Genomic DNA, 19,119 nt, shown 5'->3' with positions numbered 1-19,119 from the left:
CATATACGCATAATGCGCCCCGCAACGCCGATGAAGGCAAAGCAAAAAAAGAGGGCTACGTAGCTCAGCTGGTTAGAGCACATCACTCATAATGATGGGGTCACAGGTTCAAATCCCGTCGTAGCCACCATAATTGGGGTGTCGCCAAGCGGTAAGGCTCTGGTTTCTGATACCAGCATACCCAGGTTCGAATCCTGGCACCCCAGCCATATTTAGAAAAGCCCGCTTCGGCGGGCTTTTTGCTGTCTGGCGTTCAGCCAATCCTAACGGGCCCAGCCGCCGCTGAGCCCTACCGGTTACAATCCCAACGCGTACTTCAACGCATGCTCTTTCAGCTTGCCCGCCCGCTGCGCGGCCATCAGCGCCAGATTGCGCGCCACGTTCAGCGGCGCCAGGTTATTGCTGAAGGCGGTATAAAACAGATCCATGCCGCTCTGCATCAGCAGATTGTCGGTGCGACGGCGACGCTGATAACGCAACAGCACCGCCTCGCTGCTCCAGTCCTCTCCCTGATCCCGCGCCTCGCTCAACACATTCAACAAGGCATCCACATCGCGATACCCCAGATTGACGCCCTGCCCGGCCAGCGGGTTGATGGTATGCGCGGCATCCCCCAGCAGCGCCAGCCCCGGCAGCACGTAACGCTGCGCATGACGCCGCGTCAACGGGAACGATCCGGCGGCGTGCACCTTGACCGGGCCCAGTCGCGCTGGAAAAGCGGCGGCGATCTCGCGCTCCAGCTGCGCCGGCGGCATCGCCTGCAGTTGGCGAATGCGCTGCGGGCTGTCATACCACACCAGTGATGCCCAGCTGTCGTACAGCGGCAGGAAGGCGCGCGGCCCGGACGGGAAGAAGCGCTGCCAGGTCACATCCTGCTGCGGCGCGCCGGTATCGACGGTGATCAACATGCATGCCTGACGATACTGCCAACCGTTGGTGCCGATCGCCGCCAGCTTGCGCACCTGCGAGTTGGCACCATCGGCGCCGATAACCAGCCGCGCCTGCAGCGTTTCACCGCTGTCCAGCGTCAACTGCCAGGCCTTGTCCGCCCGCTGCAGCGATTGCAGCCTGGCGGGGCACAGCAACGTCAGATTGGCGCACTGCGCGAACTGCTGCCACAGCGCCAGCTGCAGAATACGGTTTTCCACCATAAAGCCCAGCTCCGGCAGCCCCAGGGACACCGCATCGAACGCCACCCGCGACGATGCCCATTCCCAGGTCTCCAGCCGACGATACGGCGCCGTGCGCATCGCCGTCACGGCCGGCCAGGCGCCGAGCTGTTTCAGCAGCCCCACCGAGGTGCAGCCGATAGCGGAAATGCGCAGGTCCGGCGGGCTTTGCGCCTCGAACGCCTGCGGCGCCTGATGTTCCAGCAACGCCACCGACCAGCCCGCCTGCGCCAGCCCGAGGGCCGCCGCCGCGCCGACCATGCCGCCGCCCACCACCACCGCGTCATACCGATTTTGAGATGTCTTCATATTGGCTATGTTTTCTGTGTGAATGCTCGCCATCCCACCCGGGATGGCGTTTTGCGCAGTGTACCGGATTTTCGCTTCGGCTTCAGGTTGCGTGCCATTTTCCCCCGCGCTGGTCACAACGGCGGCAAATGATTACAATACGCGCCCTGCATGTCGCGTAACGCAACTTTCGCTCCGCACTGAGTAATGGCAAGTCAATGACGAAAAAACTACATATCAAAACCTGGGGCTGCCAGATGAATGAGTACGATTCATCGAAAATGGCCGACCTGTTGAACAGCACGCACGGCTTCGAGTGGACCGACAACGCCGAAGAAGCGGACGTGCTGTTGCTGAACACCTGCTCGATCCGCGAAAAAGCGCAGGAGAAAGTTTTCGCCATGCTGGGGCGCTGGCGCTTGCTGAAAGAAAAGAACCCGTCTGTCATCATCGGGGTCGGCGGTTGCGTGGCCTCGCAAGAAGGGGAGCTTATCCGCAGCCGCGCGCCTTGCGTCGACGTGGTATTCGGCCCGCAGACCCTGCACCGCCTGCCGGAAATGATCAACCACGTTCAGGGCACCCGCAGCCCGGTGGTCGATATCAGCTTCCCGGAGATCGAAAAGTTCGACCGCCTGCCGGAGCCGCGCGCCGAAGGCCCGACCGCATTCGTGTCGATCATGGAAGGCTGCAACAAATACTGCACTTTCTGCGTGGTGCCTTACACCCGCGGCGAGGAAGTGAGCCGCCCGAGCGACGACGTGCTGTTCGAAATCGCCCAGTTGGCGGCGCAGGGCGTGCGCGAGGTCAACCTGCTCGGCCAAAACGTCAACGCTTACCGCGGCGCCACGCATGACGGCGATATCTGCTCGTTCGCCGAACTGCTGCGCCTGGTGGCCGCCATCGACGGCATCGATCGCATTCGCTTCACCACCAGCCACCCTATCGAGTTCACCGACGATATCATCGCGGTGTACGAAGACACGCCGGAGCTGGTCAGCTTCCTGCATCTGCCGGTGCAGAGTGGTTCGGATCGCATCCTGACCATGATGAAACGCGCGCACACCGCGCTGGAGTACAAGGCGATTATCCGCAAGCTGCGCAAGGCGCGCCCGAATATTCAGCTCAGCTCCGATTTCATCGTCGGTTTCCCGGGCGAGAGCCAGGCCGACTTCGAACAGACCATGAACCTGATCGCCGACGTCAACTTCGACGTCAGCTTCAGCTTCATCTATTCGTCGCGCCCCGGTACGCCGGCGGCGGACATGGTTGACGACGTCAGCGAAGAAGAGAAAAAGCAGCGGCTGTACATTCTGCAGGATCGCATCAACCAGCAGGCGCTGCAATTCAGCCGCCGCATGCTCGGCACCGTCCAGCGTATTCTGGTGGAAGGCACCTCGCGCAAAAGCGTGATGGAACTGGCCGGGCGCACGGAATGCAACCGTGTGGTAAACTTCGAAGGCACGCCTGACATGATCGGCCAGTTTGTCGACGTGGAAATTACCGAGGTGCTGACCAACACCCTGCGTGGCGCAGTGGTGCGCACCGAACAGCAGATGGATCTGCGCGTACATGAATCCCCGCAGTCGGTGATCGCCCGTACCCGCAAAGAAAACGCGCTGGGCGTCGGCATTTACCAGCCCTGACGCCGTGGCGGCCGCCTTATCGCCGCCCATTCACGCTATTCCTTACCGTTTCTCCGCCGGGCGTCCGCGCCCGGTGATGTTTTTTTTTATTTTTTTATTGTTGAAGAGGCGACATAACATGCAACTCCCACACTGCCCGAAGTGCAACTCCGAATACACCTACCAGGACAATGCCCTGTTCATCTGCCCTGAGTGCGCCCATGAGTGGAGCGACAGCGCCCCGGCGGAAGATCAGGACGCGCTGATCGTCAAAGACGCCAACGGCAACCTGCTGGCGGACGGCGACGCGGTCACCGTGATCAAGGACCTGAAGGTCAAAGGCAGTTCCTCGATGCTGAAAATCGGCACCAAGGTGAAAAACATTCGTCTGGTGGAAGGCGATCACAACATCGACTGCAAAATCGACGGTTTCGGCCCGATGAAACTGAAATCCGAATTCGTGAAAAAGAACTGATTCCCAGCTGTCTTGTCCTGTGATGACGCGGCGGGCTTTGCGCCCCGCCGCGTTTTTTCCTTGTCTTCCCTTGAATTCCGCCGACGGCGCACAGATAGATCAGCGGTAAACTTGCGCCGTTGCGGCGCACCATGAATAATTCAAGAAAGAGAGTATTCAGGCTCGTCCTGAACGCGCGCGTCCCGGACGCGCTATGTGACATCAACCAGGCCCGATGTGACCTAGAGGAATAGTTTGAACGTCGCAACACAAGAAATTTTGTTAGAGCCCGCAGACAACCAGCGTTTGCTCAGCCTGTGCGGCCCGTTTGATGACAACATCAAGCAACTCGAGCGCCGATTGGGCATCGAAATCAATCGCCGCGACAACCGTTTCAAGCTGGTCGGCAAGAACCTGTGCGTGGTCGCCGCCGCCGATATCCTGCGCCATCTTTACGTGGATACCGCGCCGATTCGCGGCGTGATCCCGGATATCGATCCGGAGCAAATCCATCTGGCGATCAAAGAGAGCCGGGTGCTGGAACAGGTCGCCGACAGCGTGCCGGATTACGGCAAGGCGGTCACCATTAAAACCAAGCGCGGCATGGTGAAACCGCGCACGCCTAACCAGGCGCAATACATCGCCAACATTCTCGATCACGACATCACCTTCGGCATCGGCCCGGCGGGCACCGGCAAAACCTACCTGGCGGTCGCCGCCGCGGTGGATGCGCTGGAACGCCAGGAAATTCGCCGCATTCTGCTGACCCGTCCCGCGGTCGAAGCCGGCGAAAAGCTGGGCTTCCTGCCGGGCGATCTGAGCCAGAAGGTCGATCCTTATCTGCGCCCGCTGTACGACGCCCTGTTCGAAATGCTGGGCTTCGAGCGCGTGGAGAAGCTCATCGAACGCAACGTGATCGAAGTCGCGCCGCTGGCCTATATGCGCGGCCGCACGCTGAACGACGCCTTTATCATTCTGGATGAGAGCCAGAACACCACCATCGAACAGATGAAGATGTTCCTGACGCGCATCGGTTTCAACTCGAAGGCGGTCATCACCGGCGACGTCACCCAGATCGACCTGCCGCGCAACCAGAAATCCGGCCTGCGCCACGCGGTGGAAGTGCTGTCGGACGTGGAAGAGCTGAGCTTCAACTTCTTCCACAGCGAAGACGTGGTGCGCCACCCGGTGGTGGCCCGCGTGGTCATCGCCTATGAGGCCTGGGAAGCGGCCGAACAGAAACGCAAAGACGCGATTGCCGAACAACGTAAGCGCGAGGCGCTCGCCGCCTCCGAGCAGGAGACACCATGAGCCAGGTGATTTTGGATTTGCAGATTGCCTGTGAAAGCAGCGACGGCCTGCCGGACGAGGCCACCTTCCAGCGCTGGCTGGAAGGCGTGCTGCCGCAATTTCAGGAAGAGGCCGAGGTGACAGTGCGTCTGGTGGACGAAGTGGAAAGCCACGAGCTGAACCTGACCTACCGCGGCAAAGACAAACCGACCAACGTGCTCTCTTTCCCGTTCGAAGCCCCGCCGGGCATCGAGCTGCCGCTGCTCGGCGATCTGATCATCTGCCGCCAGGTGGTGGAACAGGAAGCGATTGAGCAAGGCAAAACGCTGGAGGCCCACTGGGCGCATATGGTTGTCCACGGCAGCCTCCATCTGCTAGGGTATGACCACATCGAAGACGATGAAGCCGAAGAAATGGAGTCTTTGGAAACCGAAATCATGCACGGACTGGGCTATCCTGATCCGTACCTGGCGGAAAAAGACCCCGTCTGACGTCAGCCGTTTACCCTACAGCCCCTTTGCGGGGCTGTCGCTGACGCCCCTTAACTCTGACATGAGTGACAGTAACGAAAACGCCATGAGCGACGACCATTCACAAAGCAATGACAGCCCCAGTCCCAAGAAGGGGTTCTTTACTCTTATCCTTAACCAGCTGTTCCACGGCGAGCCCAAAAACCGTGGCGATCTGGTCGAGCTGATCCGCGATTCCGAACAAAACGACCTGATCGATCCCGATACCCGCGACATGCTGGAAGGCGTGATGGATATCGCCGAGCAGCGCGTGCGCGACATCATGATCCCCCGCTCCCAGATGGTGACGCTCAAGCGCAACCAGACGCTGGAAGAGTGCCTGGACGTGATTATCGACTCCGCACACTCGCGCTTCCCGGTGATCAGCGAAGACAAAGATCACATCGAAGGCATCCTGATGGCCAAGGATCTGCTGCCGTTCATGCGCGCAGACTCCGAGCCGTTCAGCATTGACAAGGTGCTGCGCACCGCAGTGGTGGTGCCGGAAAGCAAGCGCGTCGACCGGATGCTGAAAGAGTTCCGCTCCCAGCGCTATCACATGGCGATTGTCATTGACGAATTCGGCGGCGTGTCCGGCCTGGTCACCATCGAAGATATCCTGGAACTGATCGTCGGCGAGATCGAAGACGAATACGACGACGAAGACGATCTGGATATCCGTCAGCTCAGCCGCCACATGTACACCGTGCGCGCGCTGGCGCCGATCGAAGACTTCAACGAAGCCTTCGGCACCCACTTCAGCGACGACGAGGTCGATACCATCGGCGGTCTGGTGATGCAGGCCTTCGGCCACCTGCCGGCGCGCGGGGAAACCATTGAAATCGAAGGTTACCTATTTAAAGTTGCCATGGCCGACAGTCGACGTATCATCCAGGTTCATGTAAAAATTCCGGACGATTCTCCACCACCGAAACTGGAAGATTAAATCCAACATGGCTAAAGCCTCATTACTTGAACGCCAGCGGGTTCGCGCCCTGCTGGCGCTGTTGTCAGGTGCCGGCGGGACGCTGGCGTTCTCGCCCTACGACTTCTGGCCCGCGGCCATCGTTTCCCTGTTCGGCCTGCTGGCCGTTACCCTCAATCGCACCACCAAACAGTCCGCCCTGCTCGGCTTTGTCTGGGGCTTCGGGCTGTTCGGCAGCGGCATCAACTGGGTGTATGTCAGCATCGCCGATTTCGGCGGCATGCCGTTCGCCGTCAACGTCTTCCTGGTGGTACTGCTCGCCGCTTACCTGTCGCTGTACACCGGACTGTTCGCCGGGCTGCTGACGCGCCGGTGGCCGGCCACCAGTTGGTGGCGGCTGGCCATCGCCGCGCCGGCGCTGTGGCAGGTGACCGAATTCCTGCGCGGCTGGGTGCTGACCGGCTTCCCGTGGCTGCAGTTCGGCTACAGCCAGATCAACGGCCCGCTGAAGGGCATCGCGCCGCTGCTGGGCGTTGACGCCATCACCTTTGTGCTGATGGCCATCGCCGGCCTGCTGGTGTACGCCGTCAATCAACGGCGCCTGTCGGCAGCCGTGATCGCCGCCGCGCTGCTGCTGTTGCCGTGGCCGCTGCGCCAGCTGCAGTGGTTTACCCTGCAGCCGGAGAAAGCGGTGAACGTCGCCATGGTGCAAGGCAACATTCCCCAGTCAATGAAGTGGGATCCGAGCATTCTGCTCAGCACGCTGCAAACCTATCTGGACGAAACCCGCCCCTACATGGGCAAGGCGCCGATCATCATCTGGCCAGAGTCCGCCATCCCTGACTTCGAGCCGCGTCAGAACGGCTTCCTGATCATGATGGATGACCTGATGCGGGCGAAGAACAGCAGCCTGATCACCGGCATCGTCGATGCGCGCGCCACCCCACAAGGCGTGCAGGAATACAACAGCGCCATCGTGCTGGGCGAACCGACGCCGTACAGCTACCCGGCCAAAGATCGCTACAACAAGCATCACCTGGTGCCGTTCGGCGAGTTTGTGCCGCTGGGTGAACTGCTGCGCCCTATCGCGCCGTTCTTCAATCTGCCGATGTCCGGTTTCAGCCGCGGCGACTACGTGCAGCCGCAGCTCAGCGTACGCGGCTACAATCTGACGGCGGCCATCTGTTACGAAATCGTGCTGGGCCAGCAGGTGCGCGATAACTTCCGCCCGGACACCAACTTCCTGCTGACCATCTCCAACGATGCCTGGTTCGGTCACTCCATCGGCCCGTGGCAGCACTTCCAGATGGCGCGCATGCGGGCGCTGGAGCTCGGCCGGCCGCTGCTGCGCAGCACCAATAACGGCGTTACCGCCGCAGTGGATGCGAACGGCGAGGTGATCGCCGAGATCCCGCAGTTTACCCGCCAGGTGCTCGAAGTGAAGGTCACGCCGACCACCGGCGTCACGCCTTATGCGCGCTTCGGCGCCACACCGCTGTGGGTGATTACCCTGCTGCTGGGCGGCTGGGCGCTGATGTTGGGCTTGCGCCGCAAATAATCCTCTTCGCCGGGGCGCGCCCGCCGCGCCCCGCGTTCCCGTCAATATCCCCACCTCAGTCAGAAAACGTCGTTAAATCAACGCGGCTGGCACACTCCTTGCTTTTATCTATGGCGACAACGCGCGCCGGTTTACTTTTGCTGACGTTTTGTCGCACCTGCGCACATTTTGGGTGCATTAAGCGCACCACGCGGGGGCGCCGACGTTTTGTTGCATTGATTTGGTGCGCGCGGCGTCTCAAAAAATGAAACATTTTAGTTTCAATGTGTTCACAATCGGTTATTTTTTAACAGCGTTCAGTTCATAAGACTATCTTTATAACTTGAGCAATAAACAGTCGATTTAACCTGACGCTCTTTAGTCAGAGCCACAACAACAGCAAAGGAGTTGGACCATGCAAATGCGTAAATTGGCGTTATCGTTACTGCTGCTCGGTGCGGCAGGTAGCGTGGCGCATGCGGAAGACCTGACCGGTACGCTGAAGAAAATCAAAGACAATGGCGTGATCGTTGTCGGCCACCGCGAATCGTCAGTGCCGTTCTCCTACTACGACAACCAACAAAAAGTTGTGGGCTACTCTCAGGACTACTCCAACCAAATCGTTGAAGCCGTTAAGAAAAAGCTGAATGCGCCGAATCTGCAGGTGAAAATGCTGCCGATTACCTCGCAGAACCGCATCCCGCTGCTGCAAAACGGCACCTATGATTTCGAGTGCGGTTCCACCACCAATAACCTCGAGCGCCAGAAACAGGCCGCCTTCTCCGACACCATTTTCGTGGTCGGCACCCGCTTGCTGGTGAAAAAAGGATCCGATATCAAAGACTTTAAGGACCTGGCCGGCAAACCGGTGGTGGTCACCTCCGGCACCACCTCCGAAGTGCTGCTGAACAAGCTGAACGACAGCGACAAAATGAACATGCGCATCATCAGCGCCAAAGACCACGGCGACTCCTTCCGTACCCTGGAAAGCGGCCGCGCGGTGGCCTTCATGATGGACGACGCCCTGCTGGCGGGCGAACGCGCCAAGGCCAAGAAACCGGATCAGTGGGAAATCATCGGCACGCCGCAGTCGAAAGAAGCCTACGGCTGCATGCTGCGCAAAGACGATCCTGAGTTTAAAAAGCTGGTCGATGACACCATCGCCCAGGCGCAAACTTCCGGTGAAGCGGCCAAGTGGTTTGAGAAATGGTTCAAGCAGCCTATTCCACCGAAAAACCTCAACATGAACTTCGAACTGTCGGACGACATGAAGCAGCTGTTCAAAGAGCCTAACGACAAAGCGTTGAACTAAATAGAACAAAAGCCGGGGCGGCCGCCAGGCCAAACCGGCCCAGTTGATGACTGGGACAGACAGGAATGAGGGGGGCCGTTCCCCTCCCTCATTTTCCCCAAGGCGCATCACCGACACCCGTACACAACAAGCCAGCCAGACTGGCCGCGCGGCGATCGGCGCTCATCAAGTCATCAATCTTCGGCGCCCTGCGCCCGTTTATCGGAGTTTGTTATGTCAATAGATTGGAACTGGGGTATCTTCCTGCAGCAGGCCCCGTTTGGGAACACCACTTACCTCGGCTGGATCTGGTCCGGCTTTCAGGTCACGGTGGCCCTCTCCGTCTGTGCCTGGATTATCGCTTTCTTCGTCGGTTCACTGTTCGGTATCTTGCGTACCGTGCCCAACCGCTTTCTTTCCACCCTCGGCACCTGTTACGTCGAACTGTTCCGCAACGTGCCGCTGATCGTGCAATTCTTTACCTGGTATCTGGTGATCCCCGAGCTGCTGCCGGCCAATATCGGCACCTGGTTCAAAACCGAGCTGGATCCCAACGTGCAGTTCTTCGTCTCTTCCATGCTCTGCCTGGGGCTGTTTACCGCCGCCCGCGTTTGCGAACAGGTGCGCGCCGCCATTCAGTCCCTGCCGCGCGGCCAGAAAGCCGCCGGGTTGGCGATGGGCCTGACGCTGCCGCAAACCTACCGCTACGTGCTGCTGCCGAACGCCTACCGGGTGATCGTGCCGCCGATGACCTCGGAAATGCTCAACCTGGTCAAAAACTCCGCCATCGCCTCCACCATCGGGCTGGTGGACATGGCCGCGCAGGCCGGTAAGTTGTTGGATTACTCCGCACACGCCTATGAATCCTTTACCGCCATCACGCTGGCTTATATCGGCATCAACGCCGTTATCATGCTGTTTATGCGTCTGGTCGAAAAGAAAGTGCAGTTGCCTGGCAACCTGGGGAGTAAATAATGTACGAATTTGACTGGGCGTCGATCGTCCCAAGCTTCCCTTATCTGCTGCAAGGCATGGTGATCACGCTGAAGATCACCGTGACCGCCATCGTGGTCGGCATCCTGTTGGGCACCGTGTTGGCGGTCATGCGTCTGTCGCCGTTCAAACCGATAAGCTGGTTCGCCACCCTGTACGTCAACCTGTTCCGCTCGGTGCCGTTGGTGATGGTGCTGCTGTGGTTCTATCTGGTGGTTCCAAGCTTATTACAACAGGTTCTAGGGCTGTCGCCGAAAACCGATATTCGCCTGATCTCGGCTATGGTAGCCTTTTCCCTGTTTGAAGCGGCCTATTATTCGGAAATCATCCGCGCCGGTATCATCAGCATCTCGCGCGGCCAATCCTCCGCCGCGCTGGCGCTGGGCATGACCCACTGGCAGTCCATGCGGCTGGTGATCCTGCCGCAGGCGTTCCGCGCCATGGTGCCGCTGCTGCTGACTCAGGGCATCGTACTGTTCCAGGATACCTCGCTGGTTTACGTACTGAGCCTGGCCGACTTCTTCCGCACCGCGTCGACCATTGGCGAACGCGACGGCACCCAGGTTGAAATGATCCTGTTCGCCGGTTTTGTCTATTTTGTTATCAGCCTCGCCGCCTCGGCGCTGGTAAGCTATTTGAAGAAAAGGACTGTTTGATGATATCCCTGAAAAATGTTTCCAAGTGGTACGGTCACTTCCAAGTGTTGACCGATTGCACCACCGAAGTGAAAAAAGGCGAAGTGGTCGTCGTCTGCGGTCCTTCAGGTTCCGGCAAGTCCACCCTGATCAAAACCGTCAACGGCCTCGAGCCGATCCAGCAGGGAAGCATCCTGGTGAACGGCACGCCGGTCAACGACAAGAAAACCAACCTGGCGCAGCTGCGTGCCAAAGTCGGCATGGTGTTCCAACACTTTGAGCTGTTCCCGCACCTGTCTATCATCGACAACCTGACGCTGGCGCAGGTGAAAGTGCTCAAGCGCGATAAGACCGCCTCACGCGAGAAGGGCCTGAAGCTGCTTGAACGCGTCGGCCTCTCCGCCCATGCCAACAAGTTCCCCGGCCAGCTGTCCGGCGGCCAGCAGCAGCGCGTCGCCATCGCCCGCGCGCTGTGCATGGATCCTATCGCCATGCTGTTCGATGAACCGACCTCGGCGCTCGATCCGGAAATGATCAACGAAGTGCTGGACGTGATGGTCGAACTGGCGAACGAAGGCATGACCATGATGGTGGTAACCCACGAAATGGGCTTCGCCCGCAAGGTGGCGAATCGGGTGATCTTTATGGACGAAGGCAAAATCGTCGAAGACCGCAACAAAGACGATTTCTTCAACAACCCCGAGTCCGATCGCGCCAAGGACTTCCTGGCCAAGATCCTGCACTAAACGCTCTCGATGCGCCCCGCCAGGGGCGCATCTTTTCTCCCGGCACTAAAAGCGCTTGTTTCTCCCCGGTTTTGATCCGATGCTCGCTGGATAACAAACAGAGGAGAAAGAACATGCCCCGCCCTATTATCATCGATTGCGATCCCGGCCTCGACGACGCCATCGCGCTGGCCATGGCGCTGCGTTCGCCGGAGCTGGACGTCAAAGCCATTACCACCTCCGCCGGCAACCAGACGCCGGAGAAAACCCTGCATAACGCGCTGGGCCTGCTGACCCTGATGCAGCGCGAGGACATCCCGGTCGCCGCCGGCGCCGGCGGCCCGCTGATGCGCGAGCTGGTGATCGCCGACTATGTCCACGGCAAAACCGGCATGGGCAACACCCACCTGCCGACGCCGACCCTCAAACCCGATCCCCGCGGCGCCGTCGAGCTGATCGCCGACCTGCTGCGCGCTAGCCCGCAGCCAATCACCCTGGTGGTGACCGGCCCGATGACCAACATCGCCCTGCTGTTGGCCCAGCATGCCGAGCTGAAAAGCCGTATCGAGCGCATCGTATTTATGGGCGGCGGCATGAATGCCGGCAATACCACGCCGGTGGCGGAATTCAATATCTTCGTCGATCCCGAAGCCGCCGAGATGGTGTTGAAATCCGGCGTGCCGCTGACCATGGCCGGGCTGAACGTCACCCATCAGGCGCTGGTGCTGCCGCAGGATATCGAGCGCATTCGCCAGATAGCCAATCCGGTCGCGCAGGCGGTGGCGGAGATGCTTGATTTTTACCTGCCGCTGTATCTCAGCCACCCGCGCGGCCTGCCTGGCGCGGCGATGCACGATCCCTGCACTATCGCCTGGCTGCTGGCGCCGCAGCTGTTTACCGGCGTTGAACGCTGGGTCGGAGTGGAGACCAAAGGGGACTACACCGTCGGCATGACGGTGGTGGACTATTTCCAGCAAACCGGCAACGCGGCCAACGTGGAAGTGTTGACCGGCATCAACCGCGAGGGCTTTATCGATCTGCTGGCCGAGCGCGTAGCGCGTTATTGATCCTATCGGGGCGCGCTCGCGCCCCTTGTTCAACTTTTTTGATTTAACTCAGCGAATTTTTGCGCTATCACTGTTCATGGCTTGCCTCTACCATGCGTTTACACCGACTGACATCGTTACCGATTAGCCTTCGCCTGGAGATAAGCCAATGAGCCGCGTACTGGTCCTGAAATCAAGCATTCTGGGTGAATATTCCCAGTCTGGAAAATTAGTCGATTTTTTTGTTGAACAATGGCGTGAAACTCACCCTGAAGACACGTTCACCGTGCGCGATTTGGCCAACCCAACGCTGCCGGAGCTGGATGGTGAAGTGATGGCCGGCTTTACCGCCGGCGACAAACCGCTGACGCCGCATCAGCAAAGCACCCTGGCGCTATCCGATGAGCTGATTGCCGAGCTGAAGTCGCACGACACGCTGATTATCAGCGCCCCGATGTACAACTTCAACATCCCGACGCAGCTGAAGATCTACTTCGATCTTATCGCCCGCGCCGGCCAGACGTTCCGCTATACCTCCGCCGGCGCCGAAGGGCTGGTGACGGGCAAGAAAGCGATCGTCATCTCCAGCCGCGGCGGCGTCCACGCCGACACGCCGACGGATCTGATCACGCCGTACGTGAAGTTGTTCCTGGGCTTTATCGGCATCACCGACGTTGAATTCGTGCTGGCGGAAGGCTTCGCCTACGGCCCGGAAGCGGCGGAGAAAGCCGCCCAGGACAGCCGCATCGCGATCGCGCAGAAAATCCCGGCCGGCGTCGCCGTACCGGCGCAGGCGGAAGTTGCCCCGGCAACCGTCAGCGGCGGTTTCCTGAGCAATCTGCTGAAGAAACTGTTCCGTTAAACGCCAGCCTTAGCGTTCCCCGCCCTGCCGGGGAACGTCATCACGGTTCAAACGGCCGGCGCTGGAATTGGTCGTGACCGCATTTCGGGCAGAGCGGCAGCACCTCCGGCGTGTAAAACGCCAGATGGTAGTGACACTGCTCGCACACCAGGTTGCCCAGCCCCACCACTTCACCGCTGTGGTAAACGCCGTGGTGGCTGACATCCTTGAATACCTCGCGCCACTCCAGCTGGGTTTTGTCGGTGATATCCGCCAGTTCCTGCCACAGGCTCTCTTTGATCACGCGCATAAACACGCTGTCGGTAAACTCGTCCCGGCTCTCCTGATAGCTGCGCGCGAACTCTTCCAGATCGCGCCGCACCGCCTGCGTCACCTGCCGCACTTCGTCGCGGGTCAAATCTTCGGCCTCGTTCAAGCGCCGCTCCGCGCTGGCCACCAGTTCATCGATATCGCGTTCGCCGTTTTTCAGGCGTTCGCTCAACGATGCCACCAATTCGCGGTAATACTGAGCAACCTTGTTCATAGACTCTCCTCGATAAACGCTGCGCCGGACTTGGCTGTAGGGATCCCCCCTAAGCTACTTGTTCTTATTTTAGCCGTAAATGACTGATGCCACTTGGCAAGACGCGGGATCCGCAGGTTGTGAGCCGCGTCATGACGGCGTTTTTTTTAAATGCGCCGAGTCAGGCGCTTGGAGTTGTTGCCGGGAGGTCTTATCAGCTATGCTATGCGGATCTACGAATACTAAATGTTCATTGCGTTGCCTCTGACCGGGGCAACGGTTTACACCTACAGGACCACCGGCCGCCATGCAAGAGCAATACCGTCCAGAAGACATAGAATCGAACGTACAGCTTCACTGGCAAGAGAAGCAGACTTTCAAAGTTACCGAAGACGACAGCAAGGAAAAGTACTACTGCCTATCCATGCTGCCTTACCCGTCCGGCCGACTGCACATGGGCCACGTTCGTAACTACACTATCGGCGACGTGATCTCGCGCTATCAGCGCATGCTGGGCAAAAACGTACTGCAGCCGATCGGCTGGGATGCGTTCGGCCTGCCGGCGGAAGGCGCGGCGGTGAAAAACAACACCGCGCCGGCCCCGTGGACCTACGACAACATCGAATACATGAAGAACCAGTTGAAACTGCTGGGCTTCGGCTACGACTGGGATCGCGAAATCGCCACCTGCCAGCCGGAATACTATCGCTGGGAACAGTGGTTCTTCACCAAACTGTATGAAAAAGGCCTGGTCTACAAGAAGACTTCGGCGGTGAACTGGTGTCCGCACGATCTGACCGTGCTGGCCAACGAACAGGTTATCGACGGCTGCTGCTGGCGCTGCGACACCAAGGTCGAGCGTAAAGAGATCCCGCAGTGGTTCATCAAAATCACCGCTTACGCCGATCAGCTGCTGAACGATCTGGACACGCTGGAAAGCTGGCCGGAGCAGGTGAAAACCATGCAGCGCAACTGGATTGGCCGCTCCGAAGGCGTGGAAATCACCTTCGACGTGGCGGACAGCGAAGAGAAGTTGACGGTTTACACCACCCGCCCGGACACCTTCATGGGCGCCACCTACGTGGCGGTCGCCGCGGGCCACCCGCTGGCGCAACAGGGCGCGCGCAACAATCCGGCGCTGACCGAGTTCATCGACGAATGCCGCAACACCAAAGTTGCCGAAGCCGAAATGGCGACGATGGAGAAGAAAGGCATGCCGACCGGCCTGTTCGTTGTCCACCCGCTGAGCGGCGAGAAGCTGCCGGTGTGGGTCGCCAACTTCGTGCTGATGGAATACGGCACCGGCGCCGTGATGGCGGTACCGGCGCACGACCAGCGCGACTGGGAATTCGCCACCAAATATGATTTGCCGATCAAACCGGTGATCCTGAACCTCGACGGCAGCCAGCCTGACGTAAGCGCCGAAGCGATGACCGACAAAGGCGCGCTGTTCAACTCCGGCGAGTTCGACGGTCTGGACAATGAAGCCGGCTTCAACGCCATCGCCGACAAACTGGTCGCCAAAGGCGTCGGCCAACGCAAGGTCAACTACCGTCTGCGCGACTGGGGTGTTTCCCGCCAGCGTTACTGGGGCGCGCCAATCCCGATGGTGACGCTGGAAGACGGCACCGTGATGCCGACGCCGGAAGACCAACTGCCAGTGATCCTGCCGGAAGACGTGGTCATGGACGGCATCACCAGCCCGATCAAGGCCGACCCTGAGTGGGCGAAGACCACCGTCGACGGCCAGCCGGCGCTGCGCGAAACCGACACTTTCGACACCTTTATGGAGTCTTCCTGGTACTACGCGCGCTACACCTGCCCGCAGTATGACCAGGGCATGCTGGATCCGGCCGCCGCCAACTACTGGCTGCCGGTCGATCAATATATCGGCGGCATCGAACACGCCATCATGCACCTGATGTACTTCCGCTTCTTCCACAAGCTGATGCGCGATGCGGGCCTGGTGGATTCCGACGAGCCGGCCAAGCGCCTGCTGTGTCAGGGCATGGTGCTGGCCGACGCCTTCTACTACACCGGCAACAGCGGCGAACGCGTCTGGGTATCCCCGGTTGACGCCACCGTCGAGCGCGACGACAAAGGCCGCATCATTAAAGCCACCGATCCGCAAGGCCGTGAACTGGTCTATGCTGGCATGAGCAAAATGTCGAAGTCGAAGAACAACGGCATCGACCCGCAGGAGATGGTGGAAAAATACGGCGCGGACACCGTGCGTCTGTTCATGATGTTCGCTTCACCGGCAGAAATGACGCTGGAGTGGCAGGAATCCGGCGTGGAAGGGGCTAACCGCTTCCTGAAACGCGTGTGGAAACTGGCCTACGATCACGTGGAAAAAGGCGCGGTGCAGCCGCTGGACGTGGCGGCGCTGAACGAAGATCAGAAAGCGCTGCGCCGCGATCTGCACAAAACCATCGCTAAGGTGACCGACGATATCGGCCGCCGTCAGACCTTCAACACCGCGATCGCCGCCGTGATGGAGCTGATGAACAAGCTGGCCCGCGCGCCGCAGGAGAGCGAGCAGGATCGCGCGCTGCTGCAGGAAGCGCTGCTGGCCGTGGTTCGCATGCTGTATCCGTTCACCCCGCACGTGTGCTTCACCCTGTGGCAGGCGTTGGGTGGCGAAGGCGACGTGGACACCGCGCCATGGCCGGTTGCCGACGAGCAGGCGATGGTCGAGGACTCCAAGCTGGTGGTGGTGCAGGTGAACGGCAAGGTTCGCGCTAAAATCACCGTATCTGCCGATGCGACCGAAGAGCAAGTGCGCGCGCGCGCTGCCGAAGAGCATCTGGTGGCTAAATATCTGGACGGCGTCACGATTCGTAAAGTGATCTACGTTCCGGGCAAACTGCTTAACCTGGTTGTGGGTTAACACAAGGAGGAGTTGTGCGACAACGTATTCTGACGCTGTTGCTGGGGTTGGCGGTGCTGGTCACCGCCGGCTGCGGTTTTCACCTGCGTGGCACCACGCAGGTGCCTAATGAAATGAAAACGCTGATCCTCGACAGCGCCGACCCTTATGGTCCGTTGACGCGCGCGGTGCGTGAGCAGTTGCGTCTGAACGACGTGACCATCGTCAGCGATCCGAAGCGTAAAGACGTGCCTTCCCTGCGCATCATCGGCGCGACGGAAAGCCAGGATACCGCCTCGATCTTCCAGGACGGTAAAACCGCCGAGTACCAGCTGGTGCTGACCGTGCAGGCGCAGGTGCTGCTCCCGGGCCACGACCTGTATCCGCTGTCGGTGAAAGTGTTCCGTTCGTTCTTCGACAACCCGCTGACCGCGCTGGCCAAAGACTCCGAGCAGGAGATCATTCGCCAGGAAATGCGTGAGCAGGCGGCGCAGCAACTGGTGCGCAAACTGCTGACCGTGCATGCGGCGGAAGAAGAAAACCGGCAAAAAGCCGCTGCCGCCGGCGAACGAGCGGCAAGCCAAACCGCACAATGATCCGTATTTATCCGGAACAACTTGCCGCGCAGCTCCGAGAGGGGCTGCGCGCTTGTTATTTATTGAGCGGCAATGAACCGCTGCTGCTGCAGGAAAGCCAGGATCTGCTCCGGCAGGCTGCGCAACAGCAGCAGTTCAGCGAGCACTACAGCATTTCCCTCGACGCCCATACCGACTGGGACGCCATCTTCGGCATCTGCCAGGCGATGAGCCTGTTCGCCAGCCGCCAAACGCTGCTGCTGATCTTCCCGGAAAACGGCCCGACGGCGCCGATCGGCGAACAGCTGACCAAGCTGGCCACGCTGCTGCACGAGGATATTCTGCTGATCCTGCGCGGCCCGCGCCTCACCAAAGCGCAGGAAAACAGCGCCTGGTTCAAGGCGCTCAGCCCGCACGGCGCTCTCGTCAGCTGCCAGACGCCGGAACAGGCGCAGCTGCCGCGCTGGGTCGCCGCACGCGCCAAGGCGATGAAGCTGGAGTTGGACGACGCCGCCAACCAGTTGCTGTGCTACTGCTACGAAGGCAACCTGCTGGCGCTGTCGCAAGCATTGGAGCGGCTGTCGCTGCTGCACCCGGACGGCAAGCTCACCCTGCCGCGCGTCGAGCAGGCGGTGAACGACGCCGCCCACTTCACGCCGTTCCACTGGCTGGACGCCTTGCTGGCCGGCAAGAGCAAGCGCGCCTGGCATATCTTGCAGCAGCTGCAGCAAGAGGATGTCGAGCCGGTGATCCTGCTGCGCACCCTGCAGCGCGAACTGCTGCTGTTGCTGACGCTGCAGCGCCGCATGGCTTCCGCGCCGCTGCGCACGCTGTTCGACCAGCATAAGGTCTGGCAGAACCGCCGCCCGCTGGTGACCCAGGCGTTGCAACGCCTGTCCGGCCCCCAGCTGCAGCAGGCGGTGCAGTTGCTGACGCAAATCGAGCTGACGCTCAAGCAGGACTATGGTCAGTCGGTCTGGCCGGAACTGGAAACCCTGTCGATGCTGCTGTGCGGCAAACCCCTGGCCACGAGTTTTAGCGATGCCCACTAATCCGGAACACCCCACCGTATTGCACGCGCTGTTCGGCGGCACCTTTGACCCGATCCACTACGGCCACCTGCGGCCGGTGGAGGCGCTGGCCGCCGAAGTGGGTCTGAATCGCGTCACGCTGCTGCCTAACCACGTGCCGCCGCACCGCCCGCAGCCGGAGGCCAATGCGCAGCAGCGCCTGAAGATGGTCGAGCTGGCGATCGCCGGCAATCCGCTGTTTGCGGTCGACGATCGCGAACTGCACCGCACGACTCCCTCCTACACCATCGAGACGTTGGAAACGATTCGTAAAGAGCGTGGCGCCGCCCAGCCGCTGGCGTTTATTATTGGCCAGGACTCGCTGCTGACGCTGCATAAGTGGCACCGCTGGCAGGCGCTGTTGGACGTCTGCCACCTGCTGGTGCTGGCGCGCCCGGGCTATAACGATCGCATGGACACGCCGGAACTGCAGCAGTGGCTGGAACGCCATCGCACCGCCGACCCAGCGCTGCTCAGCCGTCGCCCGCACGGCCACATCTATTTGGCCGATACGCCGGAGCTGGAAATTTCCGCCACCGAGATCCGCCAGCGTCGCCATCAGGGCCTCAACTGCGACGACCTGCTGCCGCGCCCGGTGCAGCGCTATATCGAGTTGCAGGGTTTATATCGCTAGCGAAAGGTGCGTGATATACTGCGCCGCTATTTTTCAGGTATCCGCTGAAAACCCCGGAAACCTTAGCTGGCCGGGCAGTCACCAGTTAGCTGGCTTTCAACGGCAGCCTGCCGAAACCATTAT

Annotated in this window: 18 protein-coding genes and 2 tRNA genes; 18 read left to right on the top strand and 2 right to left on the bottom strand. The window is 60.1% G+C overall.

The window, feature by feature from the left end; translation table 11 throughout:
* The first annotated feature begins 53 nt into the window (after window positions 1-53).
* Together IT763_RS05390 and IT763_RS05385 are read left to right on the top strand one after the other, a co-directional pair.
* Window positions 54-130 (top strand) — tRNA-Met (locus IT763_RS05390).
* 4 nt (window positions 131-134) lie between these two features.
* Window positions 135-209: transfer RNA gene (locus tag IT763_RS05385), tRNA-Gln, on the top strand.
* Window positions 210-296: 87 nt separating this feature from the next.
* Here IT763_RS05385 and ubiF read toward each other — a convergent pair.
* The gene (gene ubiF, locus IT763_RS05380) at window positions 297-1,478 is read right to left on the bottom strand and encodes a 3-demethoxyubiquinol 3-hydroxylase (RefSeq protein WP_048796867.1); all 1,182 of its coding nucleotides are present in this window, start codon (window positions 1,476-1,478) and stop codon (window positions 297-299) included.
* 197 nt (window positions 1,479-1,675) lie between these two features.
* Between ubiF and miaB the strand changes: the two genes are divergently transcribed.
* The 12 genes from miaB (at window position 1,676) to IT763_RS05320 (ending at window position 13,346) form a co-directional block, all read left to right on the top strand.
* A complete protein-coding gene (miaB, locus tag IT763_RS05375) occupies window positions 1,676-3,100 on the top strand; it encodes a tRNA (N6-isopentenyl adenosine(37)-C2)-methylthiotransferase MiaB (RefSeq protein WP_004939964.1) in 1,425 nt (474 codons plus the stop codon).
* A 118-nt stretch (window positions 3,101-3,218) separates the two neighbouring features.
* Window positions 3,219-3,554, top strand: coding sequence for a zinc ribbon domain-containing protein YjdM (locus IT763_RS05370; RefSeq protein WP_004939967.1), 336 nt, complete (start codon window positions 3,219-3,221; stop codon window positions 3,552-3,554).
* Between the two features lie 234 nt (window positions 3,555-3,788).
* Entirely contained in the window at window positions 3,789-4,844 is a 1,056-nt protein-coding gene (locus IT763_RS05365; RefSeq protein WP_004939969.1) for a PhoH family protein, read from the top strand.
* Window positions 4,841-5,314, top strand: a complete 474-nt coding sequence (gene ybeY, locus IT763_RS05360) for an rRNA maturation RNase YbeY (protein WP_206195232.1) — start codon at window positions 4,841-4,843, stop codon at window positions 5,312-5,314. Before IT763_RS05365 ends, ybeY begins: the two co-directional genes overlap by 4 nt.
* Before the next feature lie 85 nt (window positions 5,315-5,399).
* Window positions 5,400-6,278 (top strand): CNNM family magnesium/cobalt transport protein CorC, encoded by an 879-nt coding sequence (gene corC / locus IT763_RS05355; RefSeq protein WP_004939973.1) that lies wholly within the window; start codon window positions 5,400-5,402, stop codon window positions 6,276-6,278.
* A 7-nt stretch (window positions 6,279-6,285) separates the two neighbouring features.
* Entirely contained in the window at window positions 6,286-7,815 is a 1,530-nt protein-coding gene (lnt, locus tag IT763_RS05350) for an apolipoprotein N-acyltransferase (protein ID WP_206195231.1), read from the top strand.
* Between the two features lie 394 nt (window positions 7,816-8,209).
* Complete coding sequence (locus IT763_RS05345) at window positions 8,210-9,106, top strand: amino acid ABC transporter substrate-binding protein (protein ID WP_004939976.1); 897 nt, start codon at window positions 8,210-8,212, stop codon at window positions 9,104-9,106.
* A 213-nt stretch (window positions 9,107-9,319) separates the two neighbouring features.
* A complete protein-coding gene (locus IT763_RS05340; RefSeq protein ID WP_004939979.1) occupies window positions 9,320-10,060 on the top strand; it encodes an amino acid ABC transporter permease in 741 nt (246 codons plus the stop codon).
* Complete coding sequence (gene gltK / locus IT763_RS05335; RefSeq protein ID WP_206195230.1) at window positions 10,060-10,734, top strand: glutamate/aspartate ABC transporter permease GltK; 675 nt, start codon at window positions 10,060-10,062, stop codon at window positions 10,732-10,734. The genes IT763_RS05340 and gltK overlap by 1 nt, the downstream gene beginning before the upstream one ends.
* Window positions 10,734-11,459: an amino acid ABC transporter ATP-binding protein gene (locus tag IT763_RS05330; RefSeq protein ID WP_004939983.1), complete on the top strand. Its 726-nt coding sequence runs from the start codon at window positions 10,734-10,736 to the stop codon at window positions 11,457-11,459. Before gltK ends, IT763_RS05330 begins: the two co-directional genes overlap by 1 nt.
* 113 nt (window positions 11,460-11,572) lie before the next feature.
* Window positions 11,573-12,505 (top strand): pyrimidine-specific ribonucleoside hydrolase RihA, encoded by a 933-nt coding sequence (gene rihA / locus IT763_RS05325; protein ID WP_206195229.1) that lies wholly within the window; start codon window positions 11,573-11,575, stop codon window positions 12,503-12,505.
* Window positions 12,506-12,653: 148 nt separating this feature from the next.
* Complete coding sequence (locus tag IT763_RS05320) at window positions 12,654-13,346, top strand: FMN-dependent NADH-azoreductase (RefSeq protein WP_143778555.1); 693 nt, start codon at window positions 12,654-12,656, stop codon at window positions 13,344-13,346.
* A gap of 40 nt (window positions 13,347-13,386) precedes the next feature.
* Here IT763_RS05320 and IT763_RS05315 read toward each other — a convergent pair whose 3' ends face one another.
* The gene (locus tag IT763_RS05315; protein ID WP_004939988.1) at window positions 13,387-13,869 is read right to left on the bottom strand and encodes a zinc ribbon-containing protein; all 483 of its coding nucleotides are present in this window, start codon (window positions 13,867-13,869) and stop codon (window positions 13,387-13,389) included.
* A 286-nt stretch (window positions 13,870-14,155) separates the two neighbouring features.
* Between IT763_RS05315 and leuS the strand changes: the two genes are divergently transcribed.
* From leuS to nadD, 4 genes are read left to right on the top strand one after another with little or no spacing between them, the layout of a single operon-like run.
* A complete protein-coding gene (leuS, locus tag IT763_RS05310) occupies window positions 14,156-16,738 on the top strand; it encodes a leucine--tRNA ligase (protein WP_033641093.1) in 2,583 nt (860 codons plus the stop codon).
* A 14-nt stretch (window positions 16,739-16,752) separates the two neighbouring features.
* A complete protein-coding gene (lptE, locus tag IT763_RS05305; RefSeq protein WP_016928771.1) occupies window positions 16,753-17,313 on the top strand; it encodes an LPS assembly lipoprotein LptE in 561 nt (186 codons plus the stop codon).
* On the top strand, window positions 17,310-18,344 hold the full coding sequence (gene holA / locus IT763_RS05300; RefSeq protein ID WP_016928772.1) for a DNA polymerase III subunit delta: 1,035 nt from the start codon (window positions 17,310-17,312) through the stop codon (window positions 18,342-18,344). Before lptE ends, holA begins: the two co-directional genes overlap by 4 nt.
* The gene (gene nadD / locus IT763_RS05295; RefSeq protein ID WP_015376938.1) at window positions 18,334-18,996 is read left to right on the top strand and encodes a nicotinate-nucleotide adenylyltransferase; all 663 of its coding nucleotides are present in this window, start codon (window positions 18,334-18,336) and stop codon (window positions 18,994-18,996) included. The genes holA and nadD overlap by 11 nt, the downstream gene beginning before the upstream one ends.
* Window positions 18,997-19,119 lie beyond the last annotated feature (123 nt).

It is taken from the genome of Serratia sp. CMO1 (assembly GCF_015689115.1).
GTDB lineage: Bacteria > Pseudomonadota > Gammaproteobacteria > Enterobacterales > Enterobacteriaceae > Serratia > Serratia marcescens.
Note: the sequence above shows the minus strand (reverse complement) of the source record. Positions and strands in the feature narration are given on the sequence as shown.

Excerpts from the sequence above, each read along its gene's own strand:
- ubiF (WP_048796867.1), bottom strand. The coding sequence starts at position 1,478 with ATGAAGACATCTCAAAATCGGTATGACGCGGTGGTGGTGGGCGGCGGC.
- miaB (WP_004939964.1), top strand. The coding sequence starts at position 1,676 with ATGACGAAAAAACTACATATCAAAACCTGGGGCTGCCAGATGAATGAG.
- IT763_RS05370 (WP_004939967.1), top strand. The coding sequence starts at position 3,219 with ATGCAACTCCCACACTGCCCGAAGTGCAACTCCGAATACACCTACCAG.
- ybeY (WP_206195232.1), top strand. The coding sequence starts at position 4,841 with ATGAGCCAGGTGATTTTGGATTTGCAGATTGCCTGTGAAAGCAGCGAC.
- corC (WP_004939973.1), top strand. The coding sequence starts at position 5,400 with ATGAGCGACGACCATTCACAAAGCAATGACAGCCCCAGTCCCAAGAAG.
- lnt (WP_206195231.1), top strand. The coding sequence starts at position 6,286 with ATGGCTAAAGCCTCATTACTTGAACGCCAGCGGGTTCGCGCCCTGCTG.
- IT763_RS05345 (WP_004939976.1), top strand. The coding sequence starts at position 8,210 with ATGCAAATGCGTAAATTGGCGTTATCGTTACTGCTGCTCGGTGCGGCA.
- IT763_RS05340 (WP_004939979.1), top strand. The coding sequence starts at position 9,320 with ATGTCAATAGATTGGAACTGGGGTATCTTCCTGCAGCAGGCCCCGTTT.
- gltK (WP_206195230.1), top strand. The coding sequence starts at position 10,060 with ATGTACGAATTTGACTGGGCGTCGATCGTCCCAAGCTTCCCTTATCTG.
- IT763_RS05330 (WP_004939983.1), top strand. The coding sequence starts at position 10,734 with ATGATATCCCTGAAAAATGTTTCCAAGTGGTACGGTCACTTCCAAGTG.
- rihA (WP_206195229.1), top strand. The coding sequence starts at position 11,573 with ATGCCCCGCCCTATTATCATCGATTGCGATCCCGGCCTCGACGACGCC.
- IT763_RS05320 (WP_143778555.1), top strand. The coding sequence starts at position 12,654 with ATGAGCCGCGTACTGGTCCTGAAATCAAGCATTCTGGGTGAATATTCC.
- IT763_RS05315 (WP_004939988.1), bottom strand. The coding sequence starts at position 13,869 with ATGAACAAGGTTGCTCAGTATTACCGCGAATTGGTGGCATCGTTGAGC.
- leuS (WP_033641093.1), top strand. The coding sequence starts at position 14,156 with ATGCAAGAGCAATACCGTCCAGAAGACATAGAATCGAACGTACAGCTT.
- holA (WP_016928772.1), top strand. The coding sequence starts at position 17,310 with ATGATCCGTATTTATCCGGAACAACTTGCCGCGCAGCTCCGAGAGGGG.
- nadD (WP_015376938.1), top strand. The coding sequence starts at position 18,334 with ATGCCCACTAATCCGGAACACCCCACCGTATTGCACGCGCTGTTCGGC.